Origin of the sequence: Streptosporangium subroseum, assembly GCF_900188345.1 — a bacterium.
Lineage (GTDB): Bacteria > Actinomycetota > Actinomycetes > Streptosporangiales > Streptosporangiaceae > Streptosporangium > Streptosporangium subroseum.
On sequence record NZ_FZOD01000050.1, the window covers coordinates 19,243 to 36,607 of the forward strand.

Here is a 17,365-nt window from a genome sequence, read left to right on the forward strand (position 1 = left end):
TAAATTTGTCGCGTTGTGCCGATATGATCACGCTCGGCAGCGGCGGGAACGCGAGGGAGATACGGCATGGCGAGGCTCGGCGTCTACCGGGATTTCTTCCGCCACTACCTCAAACTCGAGAAGTCGGTCCAAGATCAGGTCATTGAGGTCTTCTCCAAGTTCGGAAAAGCCACATACGCCGGACTTCACCTGGAACCTGTTAAAAACGCCCGTGACGGGCGAATGCACACTATCCGCATCACGGACTTCTGGCGAGGCGTGGTGCTCGCACCGGAGAAGGGCGACCTCTACGTCCTGCTCAACGTGCTGCAACATGACAAGGCGTATGAGTGGGCCAAGCGGCGCCAGGTGACGGTGAACACGGCCACCGGCGTCATCGAGATGCGCGACCTGGTGACCCTGGAGGAGCAGGCGGCATCCATCACGCCTGAGGAAGTGTCCCCGCTCTTCGCCCAAGTCAAGGATGCCGACTTGGAGCGTCTCGGCATCGACGCCCAAGTGCTCGCCTTCGCCCGCACGTTCACCAGCGAAGACCAGCTGGACAAGGCACAGGCCTTCTTTCCGAAGCAGCAACACGACGTTCTCGTAGGTCTCGCCTCCGGGATGACGGTGGAGGAGGTGTGGGCGAGTCTGCCGGCGTCCATGGAGGCCGCGGAGATCGACGCTGAAGACGTGGCCGCCGCCGTCGAACGCTCGCCTGAGCAGGTTCTGTTGGTCAGCGGACCTGACGAGCTCATGGATGCCTTCGCCAAGCCGTTTGCTTTCTGGCGGATCTACCTGCACCCCTCGCAGCGGGATGCCGCCTATAGCTCCTTCAGCGGACCCGCGCGGGTAACGGGTGGGCCCGGCACCGGAAAGACCGTCGTCGCTCTCCACCGCGCCAAGCACCTCGCGGAACAGTCCGACGAGGCCGAGTCCGTTCTCGTCACAACCTTCATCCGAACACTTCCATCCACCATGGAAGCCGCGCTGCGACAGCTGATCGATGACGACACAGCGCTGGACCGGATCGAGGTACGCCACATCGACGGGGTCGCCTACCGGGTGGTCACCGGCGGCACCGGGAATCTGGCCGTCCTACGGCATGAAGATGAGAAGCAGCGGTGGACCCGGGTGATTCGGACCCTGGGCCTGCCATCGCGATTCGACGAGGCGTTCCTCTCGCACGAGTGGCGCCAGGTAATCCTCACCCAGGGCGTCACCTCATTGGAGGAGTATCAGCAAGCAACGCGGCCCGGCCGAGGAAGGGCACTGGGCCACCTCCAAAAGGGACAGATCTGGGACGCCATCACGGCCTTCACCGACGGCCTGCGGGCCGACAAGGTCTGGACGTACGAGACTATTTGCCAGGAGGCGACGCGCCTGCTCGAAGCCGGCGAGCGCACGCCGTACCGACATGTGATCGTGGACGAGGCGCAGGATCTGAGCCCGTGGCATTGGCGGCTGCTCCGCGCCGCGACCACCCGGGGTCGGGACGACCTGTTCCTGGCCGGCGACACCCACCAGCGGGTCTATGACTATCGCGTCTCGCTGAAGAAGCTGGGCATCGACATCGCGGGCCGGTCCACCCGACTGAAGATCAATTATCGGACGACGGCGGAGATCCTGCGCTGGAGCCTCGAGCTTCTCCGTGGCGAGCGCATCGACGACATGAACGGCGGTCTGGACTCGCTGGCCGGATATCGGTCAGAAATCCACGGCGCGGCACCGCTGCTCGACGGTTACCCGACCCAGGTCAGCGAGTTGGAGGGGCTGGTGACAACCACCAGGCGATGGCTGGACCAAGGAGTCGCACCCGGCCAGGTTGGCGTAGCCGCGCGTTCTAATATTCTCGCCGACCAGGCTGTCGCCAAGCTCAAGGCGTCCGGCATCCCCGCAGCGGCGCTCGCCAAGAAGCACACCGACGCCGAGGTAGGCGTGGGCACAATGCACCGTATGAAGGGGATGGAGTTCCGATGCGTCGCAATCATCGGTGTCGGCGAGCACGCCGTTCCTCCCTCGTCCGCGATCACGCCAGCCGATGAGGATCTGATCGCACACCACCAGGACCTTCAGCAGGAACGCTGTCTGCTGTTCGTTGCCGCTACCCGCGCGCGAGAAGAACTCACTCTTTCCTGGCACGGCGCACCCAGCCGGTTCCTGTCCGCATAAGTACGGTCATCGCACAGAGAACCGTGCGGTAGCCGTATTTCATGCATCAATCGCCGCCACGGTACCCCAGCAGGAACAGGCCAACCTGCTGCCCCTTAATGACCCGGGTCACGGAGTTCGAGCCCCTGGCGGCGCACCCACGGTTTAGGCGAATAACCTGGGCATTCTCCACGATATGGAGGTGCCCATCACTCATTTCAGGGCCTGCGTGGGCATCGTCGTGGGCCCTTGGAGCCGAGTTGGGACGTCGCGGTGATCGTCGATCTCGGGTTCCCGTGAGCGCACAACCCCTCGTCCGGCGGAATCGGTGGCGAACAAGCGGCTGGCCAGGACGTCGAAGTAGCGCTCCTGGGACCACGCGGCACGATCGCCGATGACGTAGAGCCTTCGCTTCGCACGGCTGACGGCGACGTTCAGCAGGTTCGGTCGGGAGGCGGCCCAGCGCTTAGCGCCGGGCCGTTGCGGATCACCGCCGAGAATGACGATGACCACATCGGCCTCCTTGCCCTGAGCGGTGTGCACGGTGCCGTATCGCATGCCAGGGAAGGGACGAAGGACCCACCGGAGTTCTTTGACGACGTCACGGAACGGGCTGATCACGAGGATGTTCCCGTGCGGTATCCCGCCCTGCTCGATCAAGTATCGGACGATGCGTTCGAGGACCACGCCTTCATCGGGGATCCAGTGGCCTTTGGAATTGGTGCCGGGAACGTCGATCCATTTGCTGTGCGGCATGCCGAAGTCGGGAAGCTGGGGCTTGCCATACACCATCAGCCCGCCGTAGGCGATGGCGTTGGAGATGTCGAACATAGGCTGGTCGCAGCGGCGATGCACCCGTAGCGGCGCACCGACCCACACAGGAGCCTCCTCACCGGGCAGAAAGGTGCCGTAGGGGGTGCGCTGATCGGCGAGTTGCTGCACGGAGGTCCTCCCGGGTAACCATCTGGCGTGCTCGACAGAGAAGGTTCGGCGCAACGCTTGCTGGGTGGCGGCCGAGAGGGGAACGACAGGTTCAAGCTGAAGGGGATCGCCGGAGGTGATGACGCGGCGAGCGCGCCAAATGGCGCCGACGGCCAGCTGCGGGGCGGCCTGGCCGGCTTCGTCGATGAAGACCCAGCCCAGGGATTCCCGGGTGAGGTGGGAGAACATCCAGCCGAATGAGGCGAAGGTCGTGGAGATGACGGGGATGACGAAGAACAGGGTTTGCCACGCGGCCCGGACTGCAGCCTCAGGCACGTCGGGAGGAACATCGCCGCTTAAGACGTCCATCATGCCCTGCAGGCTTCTGCGGATCCGAGGTGCTTCAGCGCGGAGGAAAGCGTGATGGAGGCGGAGCGCTTCGAGGAAGAGCTCGCTGCGTGCGGTGTTCCACACCTCGTCGGTCCACGGGGTCTTCAGCTCGCGCAGTGCTTCGTTGATCTCTGACGGTTCTTTGGGGAAGAACGTGTCCAGTTCTTCTTGATGGCGAGCGAGCAAGGAGCGCAGTTCGCCGATGCGAGTGAGAGCCTGGTCCAGTTCGCGTCGTGACTCAACGAATGCCCGCTTCAGGGTATCGATGTGCTTTCGAATGTCCGCTACTTGCCGCCGGGCGGCGAACATCTTCCACATCGCCTGACGGGTACGGTCTACGAGAGCGAGCTCTTCAGTCCGCCACTCCCGCGCTTCGGGATCGGACGCGCCGTCCGGGGAAGTAGAGACAGGCCGGAGACGCCGATGTTCGAGCTGTCTGACCTCCCACGTCTCCATCGTCTGTGTGGCAGCTTCGACTCGCTGGGTCGCCTTGGCGAGGATCGTCTGTGCCTGAGCAATGCGACGCTCTGTCTCCTCGATGTCCAGTTCGACCCTCGCAACGAACTGTTGGAGCTCGGGAAGTTCCTGAAGCGCATCATAGGCGGCGGAACGTTCCTCCTGGAGGAGAAGGACGCGTTGATGGGCGCGAAGGAAGGATGCAACGGCTTCCTCCCAATCGACGTCCTTGTTCTCCCACTCCCTGAGCTGCTGCAGCAGGCCAGGTTGGTCGGCTGAGCCGTACCAGGCGTCGCGGACGAATTCCGCGCGGTTGGATTTGCGGCCAAGCCTGGCGGCTACCAGTCCCCATGCGGGCTGGCCGAGCACGGCTGTGGCGATCTCGTTGAAGTAGGCGGCGGTTTCCCGCCATGGCGAGTCGAGGGCGTTCTTACTGGGGATCTCGTTGGTGACGTTCTCCACGGCACCGTTGTTGGCTGAGGTCATGACCATCTCGAAACCGGTCAGGTCCTCGGACCAGCCGGTGACCAGACGGGTGTATTCCTTGACCTTCCAGCGGTATTCGTCGGTGAACGCAGCTGCCGGCTTCGATAGCCGGGACAGGCGGAGCGCCCGCTCGACCACGTTCGCCGCGATCAGGTCGCGAAGCATGGTGGTCTTACCGGTACCTGGCGGACCGTTCACGGCGAACAGCCCGCCGCAGGTGGCAAGCTCGTCCATGATGGTGTTGACGGCGAACTGCTGACTCAGGGCCAGTGACTTGTCCGGTCTGGCGGGCCAGCGACCCAGAGGGACCCGAGCCGGGGCCACCTGGTAGAAAACGGCCTGCAGTTCATGCCGGATGTCGATCCGATCCAGCTGGTCTGTGGACAGATAATCGTCCAGGGCGGTGCCGTACTCGCCAATCCGGACAAAATTGGCCACCAGGGAAAGATCACGGGCGACGAAGCTGTTGAGGAGATCCACTCCTTCGCCCACGGCATGCTCCCGCTTCCGGGAGACCCGAACGCTCTTCACCTGCACGCCTTGCGGATCCAGGATGTCACCGACGCCCAAGAGGCCCGTTGCGAGCTCCACGAGTCGGACCAGCTCGGCATGTCCAACCGGCCGCCCGGCCCGGTACCCCAGCTTCCTCAACTCCGCCGCGCGTTCATCGTCCTGCCGCGCAGCGACGAGCGCTTCCAGCCTCTCACAGAAGTCGAGATGCTCCTCGTCGAAACCGGTCAGCCAATCCTTCGCCGTGGGACCAGGAGCGTTTGTACGACCCGTGGCCCACGCACCACTCGACACTTGGAAGGAGCTCAGGAGAGGACGGCCTTCGTCCGTGATGACGACTGCGAATAGGGAGCTGAGGCCAGGAGGGGGAGGGTCGGGATTCTCAAGGTCGGGACCGAACACCCGTCGGAGGAGATCTCTGCTCTTTTGGAGGGAGAAGATGCCCCCGTAGAGAATGTGGCGCCAGGCAAGATTCGGCTTCAGCTGACGATTGCGTAGTGGGTGTCCTACCTGCCAGGGCAGCGGTTGACCAGGTTCGATGGAGAAGACGGGCTCGCGCGCGTCTGCGGGGTCGACCTTCGGGATGCTCTGCGGATTGAACAGCTCGCAGGCGCGCCAAAACTCGAGGATCTGCGCACGACTCTCGTCGATGGCGGTCACGGCGCTCCTTGCTGGCATCGCAAGAACTCAAGGGCCGTGCTTGACGTTCCGAGAAGTGCGATTCTAGCCCTCATAGTGTGATTAATGATCAAAAGATAGCCATAGGTGGCCGAAGGGCGCCATGGCTTCACGATGTCTTCGGTTCCGTTGCTGGCATGACGGAATGCATCACACCTGGTCGCGCAGTGCGCCCAGGCTGAGTGGTGAGCAGGTCACGCTGCGGACGGCGGTCTGGAGTGGAGGGCGAGCTGGGCCCAGACGGCATGGCCGATGTCGGAGCTGCCGCGAACACCGCAGCGGTCGGCGAGCAGCCCCTCCCTGGATCCGCCGACCCCCGTCCCGGGTTATTCGCACAATCAGCTTCCTGACCGCCACACCTGTCGGTGGTCAAAACTTTCTGTTCCACCGCCAGCTCCAGGAGACCCTCAACACACCAAGCTCTCCGTCCAAGCCGGACCGCTTCAGTCTCTGGGCGAGGATGCATCATGCGGGCTCATAGGAGCTGCCATGACTGGCAACTCCATGGTTACTCGCTCTCTTTGATGTTACTTTGGCCACGCCAAAAGGCGGATCAAAGGGAGCGGATGCGGATGACATCACGTGCGTGGCTGGTACGACTCGGCGAGATCGGACAGCGGGAAAACATCGCCCTAGATAAGGGGCTAGTGATCCTAGGCTGGTCGAAATTGGGCGACCTTAGCACCTGCGAGAGTCGGACCGAAATCGCAGCGATGGTCAAGGAAAACTACCCCGGTGAGGGGAAAGCGACTCTGTCCAACTGGACGGGGCAGCTATGGCGGTTCCTTCGGGAAATCCGCGAAGGTGACCTTATTGTGTGCCCGTTGAAGACTCGGCCGACCGTTGCCGTGGGACGAGTCACCGGGCCCTACCGCTACCAGAGCGACGCCGATCCCGGTTTCCGCCAGGTACGGCCGGTGGAATGGCTGCGTACGGACATTTCCAAAAGCGCCATCGAGCAAGACCTGCGCAACAGCATGAGTTCCCTGCTGACGGTTTGCGCTCTCAGCCGCTTCGGCGCTCCCCGCCGGATCGCTCATCTCGCTGAGAAAGGCATCGACCCTGGCCCTACGCCGGACGAGATGGCCATGCTGGAAGGCTTCGCCACCCCGCATGAGCTTCTTGACGGAGTGATCGCCAACAGTACGGGCGATCCGATCCGGCTCACCATTCGTGAGTTTCTCAAGCGGTGGGGAGTCACCCGCCGTACATCCGAATCAGTGGCCCGCATCGAAGCAGATCTTGTCGCCAAGGGGGTGACGACGCGGCCATCGTTCACTGAGGGATGGTTCGACAACGTCATCGAACTTCTCCCTGTTGGCGAAGAACCCGACAGCACGGCCCAGGCTCCCAGCCAGTCGCTGCAACCCGATGTCGAGGACGCCCCCGACCTGCCCGCGATCACCTTGCGGGTCGGCGTCCTGGAGTCCGCGAACAAAGGTGTGGCCTCCGTCCGGTTGGAGGACAAACTCAGCATCGCCCACACCAAGATGCTGAGCGGAAAATACTCGCAGCTTGCGGTGCTCGACGAGAACGGGACCCTGCGTGGAGCCGTGAGCTGGGAGTCCATTGGTAAGGCATCCATGCGGAAGCAGGAACTCCTCACCGTCTCTGATGCGGTCGACCGGACCGTCGGCTCTGTCGATCACCACGAAGACCTGTTGAGTCAAGTGACCGAGATCTACGACAAGGGGTACGTCTTCGTCTGCGACTCGGACAAGAAGGTGATCGGCATCATCACCGCGGCCGACCTGACACAGCAGTTCGGCCATTTGGCTCGGCCCTTCGTCCTGGTGGAGGAAGCCGAGCGGCGGCTGAGGAGGCGTGCGAACGAGGTCTTCACCCTCGATGAACTCCGACAGGCCGCGCCTAGACACCTGGCCGCCAAGGTCAGCTCGGCGAACGACTTGATGCTTGGGGCGTACAAGCATCTGCTCGCGTCTTCCGCACACTGGGACCGCCTGGAATGGCCACTCGACCACGAGCTTTTCCTTGGACTGTTGGAACTCATCCGAGAGGTTCGGAACGAGCTCATGCACTTCGCTCCCGACCCATTGGACGGAGAGACTCTCACGAGAGTCGAGGGCTTCATCGAGATGTTGCGCATCGTAGATCCACGTCCTTGACAGACTGACCTCTCGCATCCCATCCGAGTGAACCGCTCCGGCTTCGATGGAGGTGGTGTCCACGAAACCAGGTCAACTCCCAAGGCCAGGTAGTTAAGGCGCTCGTGGCGCTGTCAAGCACGTGAGTTCCCGGGACGTGGGAACGGAGATCCAGTAGACAGGTGATCTTCCACAATCAGCCGTCGAAGAACTCGATCTCCGTTGATCACTGAGTCTGCCAGGACTGCTGTGTCCAGCGCTATCAAGACGAGTAACTCGCCCTGGCCAGCAGCCGAAGGGGTGTTCGCGCCCGGGCATTTGGGCAAGCTGACCGCGCTCGTGCCGTTCGAGCTCGTCGAGGCGGTCCTGCACGAGACACGCAACGTGCAGCGCCGCCTGCGGTGTCTGCCCTCGCGGGTCGGGGTCTACTTCCTGCTGGCCATGTGCCTGTTCCCCGAGGCCGGCTACCAGCTGGTCTGGCAAAAGTTGACGGCCTCGCTGACCGCCCTGCCCGTCGTGATGCCCACCGCCAAAGCCCTACGTGACCTGCGCCGCAGGGTCGGCAGCGCACCGATGCGCAGGCTGTTCGAGGTGCTGTGCGGACCGCTGGCCCAACCCTCAACTCCCGGGGTGCGATTCGGCCCCTACCGCACGGTCTCCTTCGACGGCTGCAGCTCACTCAAGGCCCCCGACACCGCCCGCAACCGGGCCTGGCTCGGCAGCCCAAGCCGCGGCAGCTACCCCCAACTGGAGCTGATGGCCCTCGTCGAGACCGGAACCCGGGCCCTCATCGGTGCGGTCTTCGGCCCCACCAGCGAAGGCGAGAGGAGGCTATGCCCGGCGCCTGCTGCACCTGCTGAAGCCGGACATGCTCGTGTTATGGGACAAAGGCTTCGACAGCAACGCCTTTCTCACCCAGGTCAGTGCCACCGGCGCACAGGTCTTGGGCCGGCTGCGCCGCAACCGGCGCACCCCCGTCTTGACCTTGCTCGCCGACGGCTCGTATCTGTCGATGTTCGGCACCCTGCAGATTCGCATCGTCGAGGCCCGCATAACCGTGACCTGCGCGGACGGCACCACCTTCACCGGCTCCTACCGCCTGGTCACCACCTTGACCGACGCGGCCTGTTATCCGGCCGCGGCCCTGGCCAGGCTCTACCACCAGAGGTGGGAACACGAGTCGGCCTACTACGCGCTGCGTCACACCATCATGCAGGGACGGGTACTGCGTTCAGGCGACCCTGCTGGGCTTGAGCAGGAGATGTGGTCGGTGCTGACGCTTTATCAGCTCCTTCGTACGGTGATGGTCGACGCCGCCGAGTCTCGGCCCGGCACCGATCCGGACCGCTGCGGGTTTTCCATCGCTCTGCACATGGCCCGCGATCTGGTCATCCAAGCCGCTGGCGTCACCGCCTGCGGCATCCCTCTCTGTCAGACTGCCGTGAGGCAAGGGACGAATGACACCTTGTGATGTGAAGTAGGGCGAGACGGGACTTTTGTGACAGTGACGATGAGCCTCTCCGATCAGGCCCCTGCGGTGGGGCAGGATGGTCGAGTGACCCCGCGGGCGAGTCGGCCCAGGCGCCGGACCTTCACTGCCTCCTACAAGCTGAAGATCTTGGAGGAGTACGAAGCGCTGCCCGAAGGGAGCGGAGCGAGGCGCTCTCATGCGCAGGGAAGGGCTCTACCATTCCCACCTTGATAAATGGCGTAAGGACCGGGATGCCGGAGGGTTGAACGCACTGGCGCCGAAACCCGTCAAGAGCGCGGACTCCGCAGAACTCACGCGGTTGCGGGCGGAGAACAAGAAGCTGACGGCCGAACTGGGCAGGGCGAAGTCCGAACTCGGGAAGACGAAGACCGCACTGTCGATCGCGGGAAAAGCCTTCGCACTCTTGGAAGAAATCTCCGAGAGTGCGGATTCCGACGCGAAGCAGAACGGGTAATCGACGAGGTCTTCTCCGAGATGGAAAAGGTCACCGGGATCAAAGGCGCCTGCGAGATCCTCGGAAAGAAACGGGCTACCCTCTACCGGCAGCGCAAGCCGAGTTTGCCGATGCTCGGCCCGCGCAGGCCGTTCCATCACCCGGATGAACTGTCGGAGGAAGAACGCCGCGAAGTGTTGGAGACCTTGAACTCGGCGCGGTTCGCCGACAAGTCACCGGCACAGGTGTGGACCGTCCTGCTCGACGAGGGCACCTACCTGGCCTCGGTCTCCACCATGTACCGGCTGCTGCGCGAGCAGAACCAGACCGGCGAGCGCCGCGCCCAGGCCACCCACCCCGCCAAGATCAAACCCGAACTCGAAGCCGATGGCCCCAACCAAGTATGGAGCTGGGACATCACCAAACTGAAAGGTCCGGTCCGCGGCGTCTACTACGACCTTTATGTCATCATCGACATCTTCTCCCGGAAAGTAATTCACTGGGAAATCTGGCCGACCGAAACAGGTGAACTCGCCAAAGCATTCATCAAACGCGCCATCAAGAACAACGGCGGGAAGAAACCCAGATCGATCCACGCCGACCGCGGCACCTCAATGACATCGAACACCGTCGCCGGCCTCCTCGCGGTCCTGCAAATCGACCAGAGCCACTCGCGACCCCACGTATCCAACGACAACCCGTACTCGGAAGCGGCATTTAAAACACTCAAATATTGCCCGGCGTTCCCGGAACGATTCGGCTGTATCCAAGACGCCAGCGTCTTCTGCCAGCAGTTCTTCACTTACTACAATACCGAGCATCGCCATTCCGGCATCGGAATGCACACCGCCGCCTCGGTCCACGACGGCACCGCCGTACAGATCCAGGCACGACGGATCCGAACCCTGCACACGGCCTACCTCGCCAACCCCGGCAGGTTCCGAGGCCGGCGGCCCTACCCGCCATCTCTGCCCGCCAAGGTATGGATCAACAAACCACCCGCGTCCACTGAAAGCGAGATCACACCACACTCGCAACAAGCAGCCTGATGTCTCACACGGTTTGACAGGTACCGCATCGCTGTGGTCGGGGCTATCGGGCGCCGTGTTCTGGCCAACTTGCTTCCGTCCCGCCGCCTGCGGGTGAGCACCCGCAAGGTCAAGTCACCGATCTCCCGCTACAACGATCGGCTCGACGACGGCCGGCCCGACCGCAGCCGCCCCGTCACCGCTCTGTCCATCGCCATCCTTGCGGCTCCGCCCTCGCAGGCCCCCCTTCCCGCGGTATCCCGAGACGACCGGCTCACCGCACTGACCGATCGCCGCAGACAACGGGTCCTGGCTCTCCTCCGGCAAGATCCCAGCCGCTGCTGGCGGTCCCGCGATATCGCCTACCACCTGGGCGACATCACCCTGGGCACCATGTACCGGCAGCTGTCACGATGGGCCGAAAGCGGCCTCATTCTCAAGATCGGTTCCGGCCTTTACACCGCCACGACGCACTCGCAGACTCCCTTGCCAAGGCCGCGAAAACGCTAACTACCTGGCCTTGGGTCAACTCCACCAACTGGTGACGGCCCTACGGGCTAAAAAAAGCTTGCCATCGGCGACGTGGTAGCGATATTGGCGACCACAAACTCGATGCGAACTGATTTTACACAACACACGGGGCGCATTGAGTGTCCGTGCAGGTCAACCCATACATGCACGCCATGCTGATCAAGGAGTACTGGCGCAATGCATAGCGAAATGTTTTTGAAGCGCCGTTTGCTCAGGAGTCTCGACGAGGCGGATCGACAGTACGAGTTCTCAAGATCTTGCCATCGGGATCCCGGAACAACTCGTCATAAGAAAAGACACTGGCGGTGATGATGTAGATCGTGTTTAATGGCCGTATATCCGTGCGTTTGCTGGTGAATCTTCTGAAAATCGGGCGATAGCCGTACCGGCATGAGTCCGCGCAAGGAGGATGCAGAGTGGCCCATCTGCGATACGGCCTCAATCATTCGCGAGACCTAGCCGCGAAGGGTGCGTCCGCCGAGGGGGACGAGAAGCCGCTCCCGTCTGTGCCCGGGGAACGTATGGCAGAGGCCGAGCGCATTCGAACCCACAACCGAACGGTCGGGACGAAGCGATGGCCGTCCAAGGAAGAGAGGGCCCAGATCGAAGCCGCTGAGCGAGCAAGGCTACGCGCCCAGAGGGAAAGGGAGCGCCGCCGCAACGGCTTGTGACTCCACTTCCAGCATCTCGAACCTTGCCAATCCTGCACTTCGGGTCGATTTGCCACCAAATGACGTGGTGACCCGACTGCGGCGGGCACGGGACATGCGCGGGATGATTATGCAGAAGGCTTGGGTCGTACGAGGCGTTCGCACAGCTCAGGCCGTATAAGCCGCACGTACGATCACCGCTCTCCTAAAGCGGGTGTCGCATGTTCGAATCATGCCGGGGGCACTCTTCTAACCAGCGAAAACACCCAGTGAACTGGGCTTTCGTTTTTCGTTCCTCTACGGTCGTAGGCAGCTCGATGCCACTGTAGGCAGCTGTATGTCAGAGGTCACGGAGCATGCACGTGATGATCTTGACTACGTTTTCCCAGGTCGCGACCGGCGACTCAGACATCTGTGGAGCGAGCCGCCGCCCTCTGAAGTAGATCATTATGCTGGGCGGTTTCGCGTCCAACGGCGCTGGAGCCATCCGATCGTCGCTCGTCGTGAGTACTCGCGCCGGTCGCGCAGGTGCGGGGCATGCGCCAGTCCCGGAAGGAATGCCGTGTGGGTCCAGTAGCTGGCTAACGCGACAAGGAACGCGTCGACCTGTTCCGGTTCGGCGGCCTCGCCGACTGGGTGTCCGACGAAGATCTCCTCGGGATCGACGTCACCTAGATCGGGCTGCAGCAGCAAGCAGACCAGGTCACCCCAGGCAGGGCCGATACAGGCGCGCCTCCAGTCGACGAGATGTGCCGTGCCGCATGGGCTGATGAGGATGTTGTCGAAGCGGGGGTCGAAGTGCATGAGCGTGTCGCCGACCGCGAGCTCGGTCCACATCGCCTCCATGGAGGCGAGCCGTGGCAGGTGGTCGCGTTCCCATTCGCCAATGCCGTCGACGGTCCACCCAGAAGGCGGCCGTCGGATGGCCGCTAACTGCGTTGGTTCTCTCCTCGACAAAGCACCCAGGCCCCGCCGCTCGGAGGACTGGGTCAGATGGAGCTCCCGCAGGCGAAGCCGAGGACGAACGATCTTGCCCCGGGAAGGAGGGGCAACCTCCATTCCGGGGCGAGGAAGAACGGTCCCGCCGGGCCGAAGCCCAGGGGGCACGGCGACGAGACATGGCGGCGTCGTACCTCGCCGGCTTCCCGCCCGTACGGTGAGCGCTCAGTCCCGCAAGCCGGGACGATCGACGATCACCGACGACAGCAGGGCCGTACTCGCCACCGCGCCTTTGCGGAGCATGGGCTCGCTGTCGCCGGGCATGAAGTCGTCGCGCAGCCAGAGGATCTGACGGCCCAGGTAACGGTAGGTGCCCGGGTCGAGGATGTGGTAGTCGCGGTAGGGCGCGCCGCCGGGTAGTTCCCGCCAGACACCCAGACCGCTGCGGCCCGCGGCGTCCCGCACGCCCTGCTCGATCCGGACGCCGGGAATGAGCGCCAGGGCGCGGAACATGGCCGCCTCCAGCCGTGGTGGCATCGAGCCGTACCTGCTCAGGTAGATCATGATCACTCGGTAGGCGCGGGCGTCGGCGGGTTCGGTGCTCTTGGGGACGCCTTCCTCGTATCCCCCCTCGATCCAGTGGCGATCACCTGTGACCTTGGCCAGCAGCTTCCTCGGGTCGGTCGGCAATGCGCGGAGCTTGGCGTCGTACTGTTGCGGCGACAGGTCGTCGTCGCCCGGATCCGGGGGGACGTCACGGACGACCAGCTCGCCGTCCCGGCCGAAGCCGGCGCGCTGTTCGCCGTCGTAGCGAATCCATCTTTCGATGGTCTTGACCGTGTCCGAGTTCGGCTGCTTGTCCAGGGTCTTGGTGTAGTGCCACTGCGTCGGCAGGGGCACATGGGCGCTCTTCCGCCCACCCGCCACCTCGGCGGCGTGGGCCAGCACCACGCTGGAGTCGAGTCGAACGACCGACGGCGGGCTCGTCGGCCCCGGGGCGGGCGGTTCCGGCCGCAGGATGGCCACGGCGAGCACGGCGGCGGCCCCCAACGCTCCAACGACGAGCAGGCGGCGCCTCAGCGCCTGCCCGCGCCCCCGCATCCGCGTCAGCAACCGCCGTCGCTCCGGGATGATCCACTCCCGGCCCGGCTCGGGGACCTCGGCGCGCCACTCGCGCAGTGATCGCAGGTCATCCATCGAAAGACTCCTCTCGGGTCACCGCGGGGTTGGATCCGCCGAGCGCCTGGCGCGTCCTGGCCCTGGCCCGGTGCAGACGGGATCTGACGGTGCCGACCGGGATGTCCAGCGCACGGGCAACGTCCTCATACGCCATGTCGGCCCAGGCCACGAGTAACAGCACCTCCCGGTCACCGGGTGACAGCCCCGCCAGCGCCGCCGCCAGCCCGGCCTGCTGCGCGGCGACCCGGTCGTCGACGCGCTCGGTGTACGGCACGGCGATCTCGTCGACGCCGCTGCGGACCAGCGCCCGGTAGAACCGGACCTCCACCCGCCGATGCCGGCTGATGAGCCGGGCGGCGATGCCGTACAGCCAAGGCCGCGCGTCAGGGTGACTCGCGTCGTAACGGTTGCGGCGCCGAAAGGCGGCCAGAAAGGCGTCGGAGACGATGTCGTCGGCCAGGGAGGGTCCCAGTCGTCGGGCGACATAGCGCCGCAACGCGGGCGCGTGCCGGTCGAAGAGGTCGGCGAAGGCCTCCGGGGTGTGCTCCGAGCGCCGTATCAGCTCGGCGTCGTCGGCCCTGCCGGATTCTTCGGCGATCACATGGTGCTCCCGTCCCTGCGCATTGGTTCGTCAGCTTTCGCCCGCACGGACGTCGTGAGTTCACGTTATAAGGTGTGACCTGCGTCACATAATTTCGCCCGATCGGATCGGGTGCAGGATGTCGGGTGCGGCAGAGTGGCGCCTTCATACCGTGGTGAGCCAATAGGCGGAAGGACTACTCCAGTTCGGCCACCGACGCCTCAGGCCGGAACCAGCGATAGCGGGCCGCTTGCTCACCAGAAACGAAATCTACAGGCATGAGAACGCGCGTTAGGGCCATCAACCAGAGCGAATAGGTGCCGCCACAGAATCGTGGCAAAGATCGCGCTATTGCCGCAAAATCCGATCCGAACACGCGACAATTAAACAAACAAGCCTGCCAATCCCGAAGGCCGAGTGGTTGCTGAGACGCCACACCCGGCACTTTCAATTCTCACCGGCATTTCTGGTGCGCGCTGGCCCCGAGCACTGAGGTGATCTCAGCGACTTTCATGTCGGGTAGCTGTGTTCGAAATGAGTGAGAACGAGTGCGGCTTTGATGATGTCGCCGATTCTGCTGGGGCTGGCGGTGATGCGCTGGAGGGTGCGCCAGCGTTGGGTGAGCAGGGCGAAGCCACGTTCTCCCAGGCAGCGCAGGGCACGCAGAAGCGCGTTACCGGTGCGGGTGTCGAGGTCGAGGACGCGGCCGTCGGCGGGTTGTTTGACCGGGGTGAGAATGCCGATGCCGGCGCCGTCGTAACCGGAGTCGGCCAGGGTGGGCAGGCCGCCGGCGGCGGCTTTGTACAGCGCTCCCAGGACGTGTTCACGGGCCGCGGTCAGGTCGTGAACCGACCCGGGCTCGACGGCCGACACCCATAGCGGCAGGCCGCAGGGTGCCAACAGCGCCTGGATGTTGCCGCCATGGTGGCGGGTCTTTCCGGAATACCACAGGTCGATGGGTTCGCCTTTGACGCTGATGGTCTTTTCGGCGCAGCGGTCGGTGGCGATGATGGTGCCGTCCAAGATGAGATGGGTGAACCGGCGTCGGTGGCGTGCCGCAGAGCCTGGTGCAGGTCGGGCGCCTGGCCGGCCAGGACGTCGATGACCTCGTCGATGTAGCGGTAGGCGGTGGCGCGGGAGATGCCGTGGTCACGGCCGAGGGTGGTTCGGTCGGTGCGGTTGCGAAACCAGCGCAGTCCCATCACCGCCTGTTCGAAGCAGGTCAGCGCCCGAGAGCCCTTGCGGGTGCCCAGGCGGCGGCGTTCGGCCGCCAGGAGCAAGGAGAGGTGGCAAACCAGCTCGCGGGGGACGTCGAGCGTGGCACGATAGGTGATCACGTGGGGCTTTCTGGATTGAAGAAGACTTGTGGTGAGACCTCTTCTACCGAAAGCTCCACGCCTATTTCAGGGGCATCGCGATCCATCCCGGTTCATGTCCGCCAGGGCCCTTCTGGCGGCATCAAGAACTAAATGCCCGAGCCGATCTTGCTGAGATCACCTCACTGATCCGAACAACCGTACTCTCGCCAGCTGCATGGCGAACGGCTCTGAATAAGCGCGGAAGTCGTTTTTGGGGACCTGCGGATCGGAAGGTTGGGGTTTCGAGTACCTCCGGCCGCACACATGCAAGAAGGTCCCTGAACAGGCGTTACGCCATCAGGGGCCTTCTTGGTTTCTTGATCGTTCGGGCTTCTTGCTGACACCTTTGCCAACAGGGCGTCTCTCCCACTCACCGAGAGCATCCACGAAGACATCAGCCGCAGAGGCTTCCGCCGCCCAGATCACATGGGCGTAGACCCGCAGCGTGATGGATGGATCGGCACGATCGAGTCGAGCAACGAGAACGTGGACCGGGATGCAGGCCAGGAGTAGGTCTCCCTACCACCAGAAGGGGAGGTTGGATCGGCGGTTCTCCACGTCGTCGTAAACCGCACGCAGCCATGGCTGGCGAACCTCCGGCAGTCGTGCCAGCGCGTGGAGGAACATCTGCCGGTCGAGCCGGAACGGGCTGGACGGCAGCGGCGGTGGAGGGTCATCGCGGTAGACGCCGTCGGGTAGCCCGCCCGACGCGGGGCGGAACCATCGATTGCCGCTGAAGGCCATATACATCCACACATCGGCAGCCAGCGGCACCGCCGCCTCCGTTCCGGACGACCATGTCTCCCCACTTTGCGGGTGCTGCGGAACCAAAGTGATGTCCGTGACCGTGGCGGGCAGGCCCGGCCCGGCCAGTGCCAGGTTCCTCGTCGGCGGCTCGGCCGGGAGCAGGGCATCGAGCGCTGGACGGAACGCATCGGCGACAGGGCCATTGGGAACCACGACCCGCGCACCGCCCGACGCGGCCAGCAGGTGTGCCAGCGCCATCGAGACCGCCGCCTCCCACACCGGGCTCCACGCTCCGATCGGCTCAATCGGTGGCCTCTCCGGCTGCTCTCGCAGTTCCTCCCAGCTGAGCACTTGGCGGGCGGGCGCATTGATGTCGAGGAGACATACGGCGCGCGGGTCCAGCCACACCACCTGCCAGTACCCGCAGTCGTCGATGAGGGTGGCCACGGCATGCCCGCACTGCGCGCACGCCAGGTTGGGGCCGTCCCTGCCGTCCAGACCACAGCAGAGGCCGTCGCATCGCTCCGGAATCAGAACGGTCCCGCGGACGTCACCCAGCGCGACCGCGACCACTCCCGGCGGCCCATACGACAGGGCGTAGGTCGGCGCGTACACACCGCGGGCTTCCGCCTCCTCCGCGCCGATCTCCTCCCACCGCCGCCACGGAGGTCCGAAGGGTTCCGGATCCACGGCGTAGGTCCCAGGCTCCATGAGAACAGGAAGTAGTTCGTGGCCGTACTTTCGATGGGCGT

Annotated in this window: 11 protein-coding genes, 1 tRNA gene and 2 pseudogenes; 8 read left to right on the plus strand and 6 right to left on the minus strand. The window is 64.1% G+C overall.

Annotated elements, in window-relative coordinates; all coding sequences use genetic code 11:
- The first annotated feature begins 66 nt into the window (after window positions 1-66).
- Complete coding sequence (locus tag CHC08_RS34380; RefSeq protein ID WP_089211555.1) at window positions 67-2,151, plus strand: UvrD-helicase domain-containing protein; 2,085 nt, start codon at window positions 67-69, stop codon at window positions 2,149-2,151.
- A 192-nt stretch (window positions 2,152-2,343) separates the two neighbouring features.
- Here CHC08_RS34380 and CHC08_RS34385 read toward each other — a convergent pair whose 3' ends face one another.
- A complete protein-coding gene (locus CHC08_RS34385; RefSeq protein ID WP_179282376.1) occupies window positions 2,344-5,553 on the minus strand; it encodes a DEAD/DEAH box helicase in 3,210 nt (1,069 codons plus the stop codon).
- A gap of 590 nt (window positions 5,554-6,143) precedes the next feature.
- Here CHC08_RS34385 and CHC08_RS34390 point away from each other — a divergent pair.
- The 7 genes and pseudogenes from CHC08_RS34390 (at window position 6,144) to CHC08_RS49945 (ending at window position 12,054) form a co-directional block, all read left to right on the plus strand.
- Window positions 6,144-7,697 (plus strand): CBS domain-containing protein, encoded by a 1,554-nt coding sequence (locus CHC08_RS34390; RefSeq protein ID WP_179282377.1) that lies wholly within the window; start codon window positions 6,144-6,146, stop codon window positions 7,695-7,697.
- Window positions 7,698-7,976: 279 nt separating this feature from the next.
- Window positions 7,977-8,255: pseudogene (locus tag CHC08_RS53030) on the plus strand (transposase domain-containing protein); the annotation flags it as partial.
- A 214-nt stretch (window positions 8,256-8,469) separates the two neighbouring features.
- Complete coding sequence (locus CHC08_RS50900) at window positions 8,470-9,147, plus strand: transposase (RefSeq protein WP_275937228.1); 678 nt, start codon at window positions 8,470-8,472, stop codon at window positions 9,145-9,147.
- 196 nt (window positions 9,148-9,343) lie between these two features.
- Window positions 9,344-9,622: a hypothetical protein gene (locus CHC08_RS34405; protein ID WP_143653448.1), complete on the plus strand. Its 279-nt coding sequence runs from the start codon at window positions 9,344-9,346 to the stop codon at window positions 9,620-9,622.
- Between the two features lie 20 nt (window positions 9,623-9,642).
- A complete protein-coding gene (locus CHC08_RS34410; RefSeq protein ID WP_089211561.1) occupies window positions 9,643-10,650 on the plus strand; it encodes an IS3 family transposase in 1,008 nt (335 codons plus the stop codon).
- 69 nt (window positions 10,651-10,719) lie between these two features.
- Entirely contained in the window at window positions 10,720-11,139 is a 420-nt protein-coding gene (locus tag CHC08_RS34415; RefSeq protein ID WP_143653450.1) for a helix-turn-helix transcriptional regulator, read from the plus strand.
- An 843-nt stretch (window positions 11,140-11,982) separates the two neighbouring features.
- Window positions 11,983-12,054: transfer RNA gene (locus CHC08_RS49945), tRNA-Ser, on the plus strand.
- A gap of 203 nt (window positions 12,055-12,257) precedes the next feature.
- Here the strand turns inward: CHC08_RS49945 and CHC08_RS52560 are convergent.
- The 5 genes and pseudogenes from CHC08_RS52560 to CHC08_RS34440 all read right to left on the minus strand — a co-directional run bounded on the left by CHC08_RS52560 (window position 12,258) and on the right by CHC08_RS34440 (window position 17,324).
- Window positions 12,258-12,869: a phosphotransferase gene (locus tag CHC08_RS52560; RefSeq protein WP_143653451.1), complete on the minus strand. Its 612-nt coding sequence runs from the start codon at window positions 12,867-12,869 to the stop codon at window positions 12,258-12,260.
- A gap of 105 nt (window positions 12,870-12,974) precedes the next feature.
- Entirely contained in the window at window positions 12,975-13,946 is a 972-nt protein-coding gene (locus CHC08_RS34425; RefSeq protein ID WP_089211564.1) for a CU044_5270 family protein, read from the minus strand.
- On the minus strand, window positions 13,939-14,529 hold the full coding sequence (locus CHC08_RS34430; protein WP_089211565.1) for an RNA polymerase sigma factor: 591 nt from the start codon (window positions 14,527-14,529) through the stop codon (window positions 13,939-13,941). The genes CHC08_RS34425 and CHC08_RS34430 overlap by 8 nt, the downstream gene beginning before the upstream one ends.
- Before the next feature lie 489 nt (window positions 14,530-15,018).
- A pseudogene (locus CHC08_RS34435) lies at window positions 15,019-15,845 on the minus strand (transposase family protein).
- Window positions 15,846-16,385: 540 nt separating this feature from the next.
- Entirely contained in the window at window positions 16,386-17,324 is a 939-nt protein-coding gene (locus CHC08_RS34440) for a hypothetical protein (RefSeq protein WP_245878738.1), read from the minus strand.
- Window positions 17,325-17,365: the final 41 nt, after the last annotated feature.

Bases quoted from the DNA above. Each gene is read 5' to 3' on its own strand.
- CHC08_RS34380 (WP_089211555.1), top strand. From the start codon at position 67: ATGGCGAGGCTCGGCGTCTACCGGGATTTCTTCCGCCACTACCTCAAA.
- CHC08_RS34390 (WP_179282377.1), top strand. From the start codon at position 6,144: ATGACATCACGTGCGTGGCTGGTACGACTCGGCGAGATCGGACAGCGG.
- CHC08_RS34405 (WP_143653448.1), top strand. From the start codon at position 9,344: ATGCGCAGGGAAGGGCTCTACCATTCCCACCTTGATAAATGGCGTAAG.
- CHC08_RS34410 (WP_089211561.1), top strand. From the start codon at position 9,643: ATGGAAAAGGTCACCGGGATCAAAGGCGCCTGCGAGATCCTCGGAAAG.
- CHC08_RS52560 (WP_143653451.1), bottom strand. From the start codon at position 12,869: ATGGAGGTTGCCCCTCCTTCCCGGGGCAAGATCGTTCGTCCTCGGCTT.
- CHC08_RS34425 (WP_089211564.1), bottom strand. From the start codon at position 13,946: ATGGATGACCTGCGATCACTGCGCGAGTGGCGCGCCGAGGTCCCCGAG.
- CHC08_RS34440 (WP_245878738.1), bottom strand. From the start codon at position 17,324: ATGGAGCCTGGGACCTACGCCGTGGATCCGGAACCCTTCGGACCTCCG.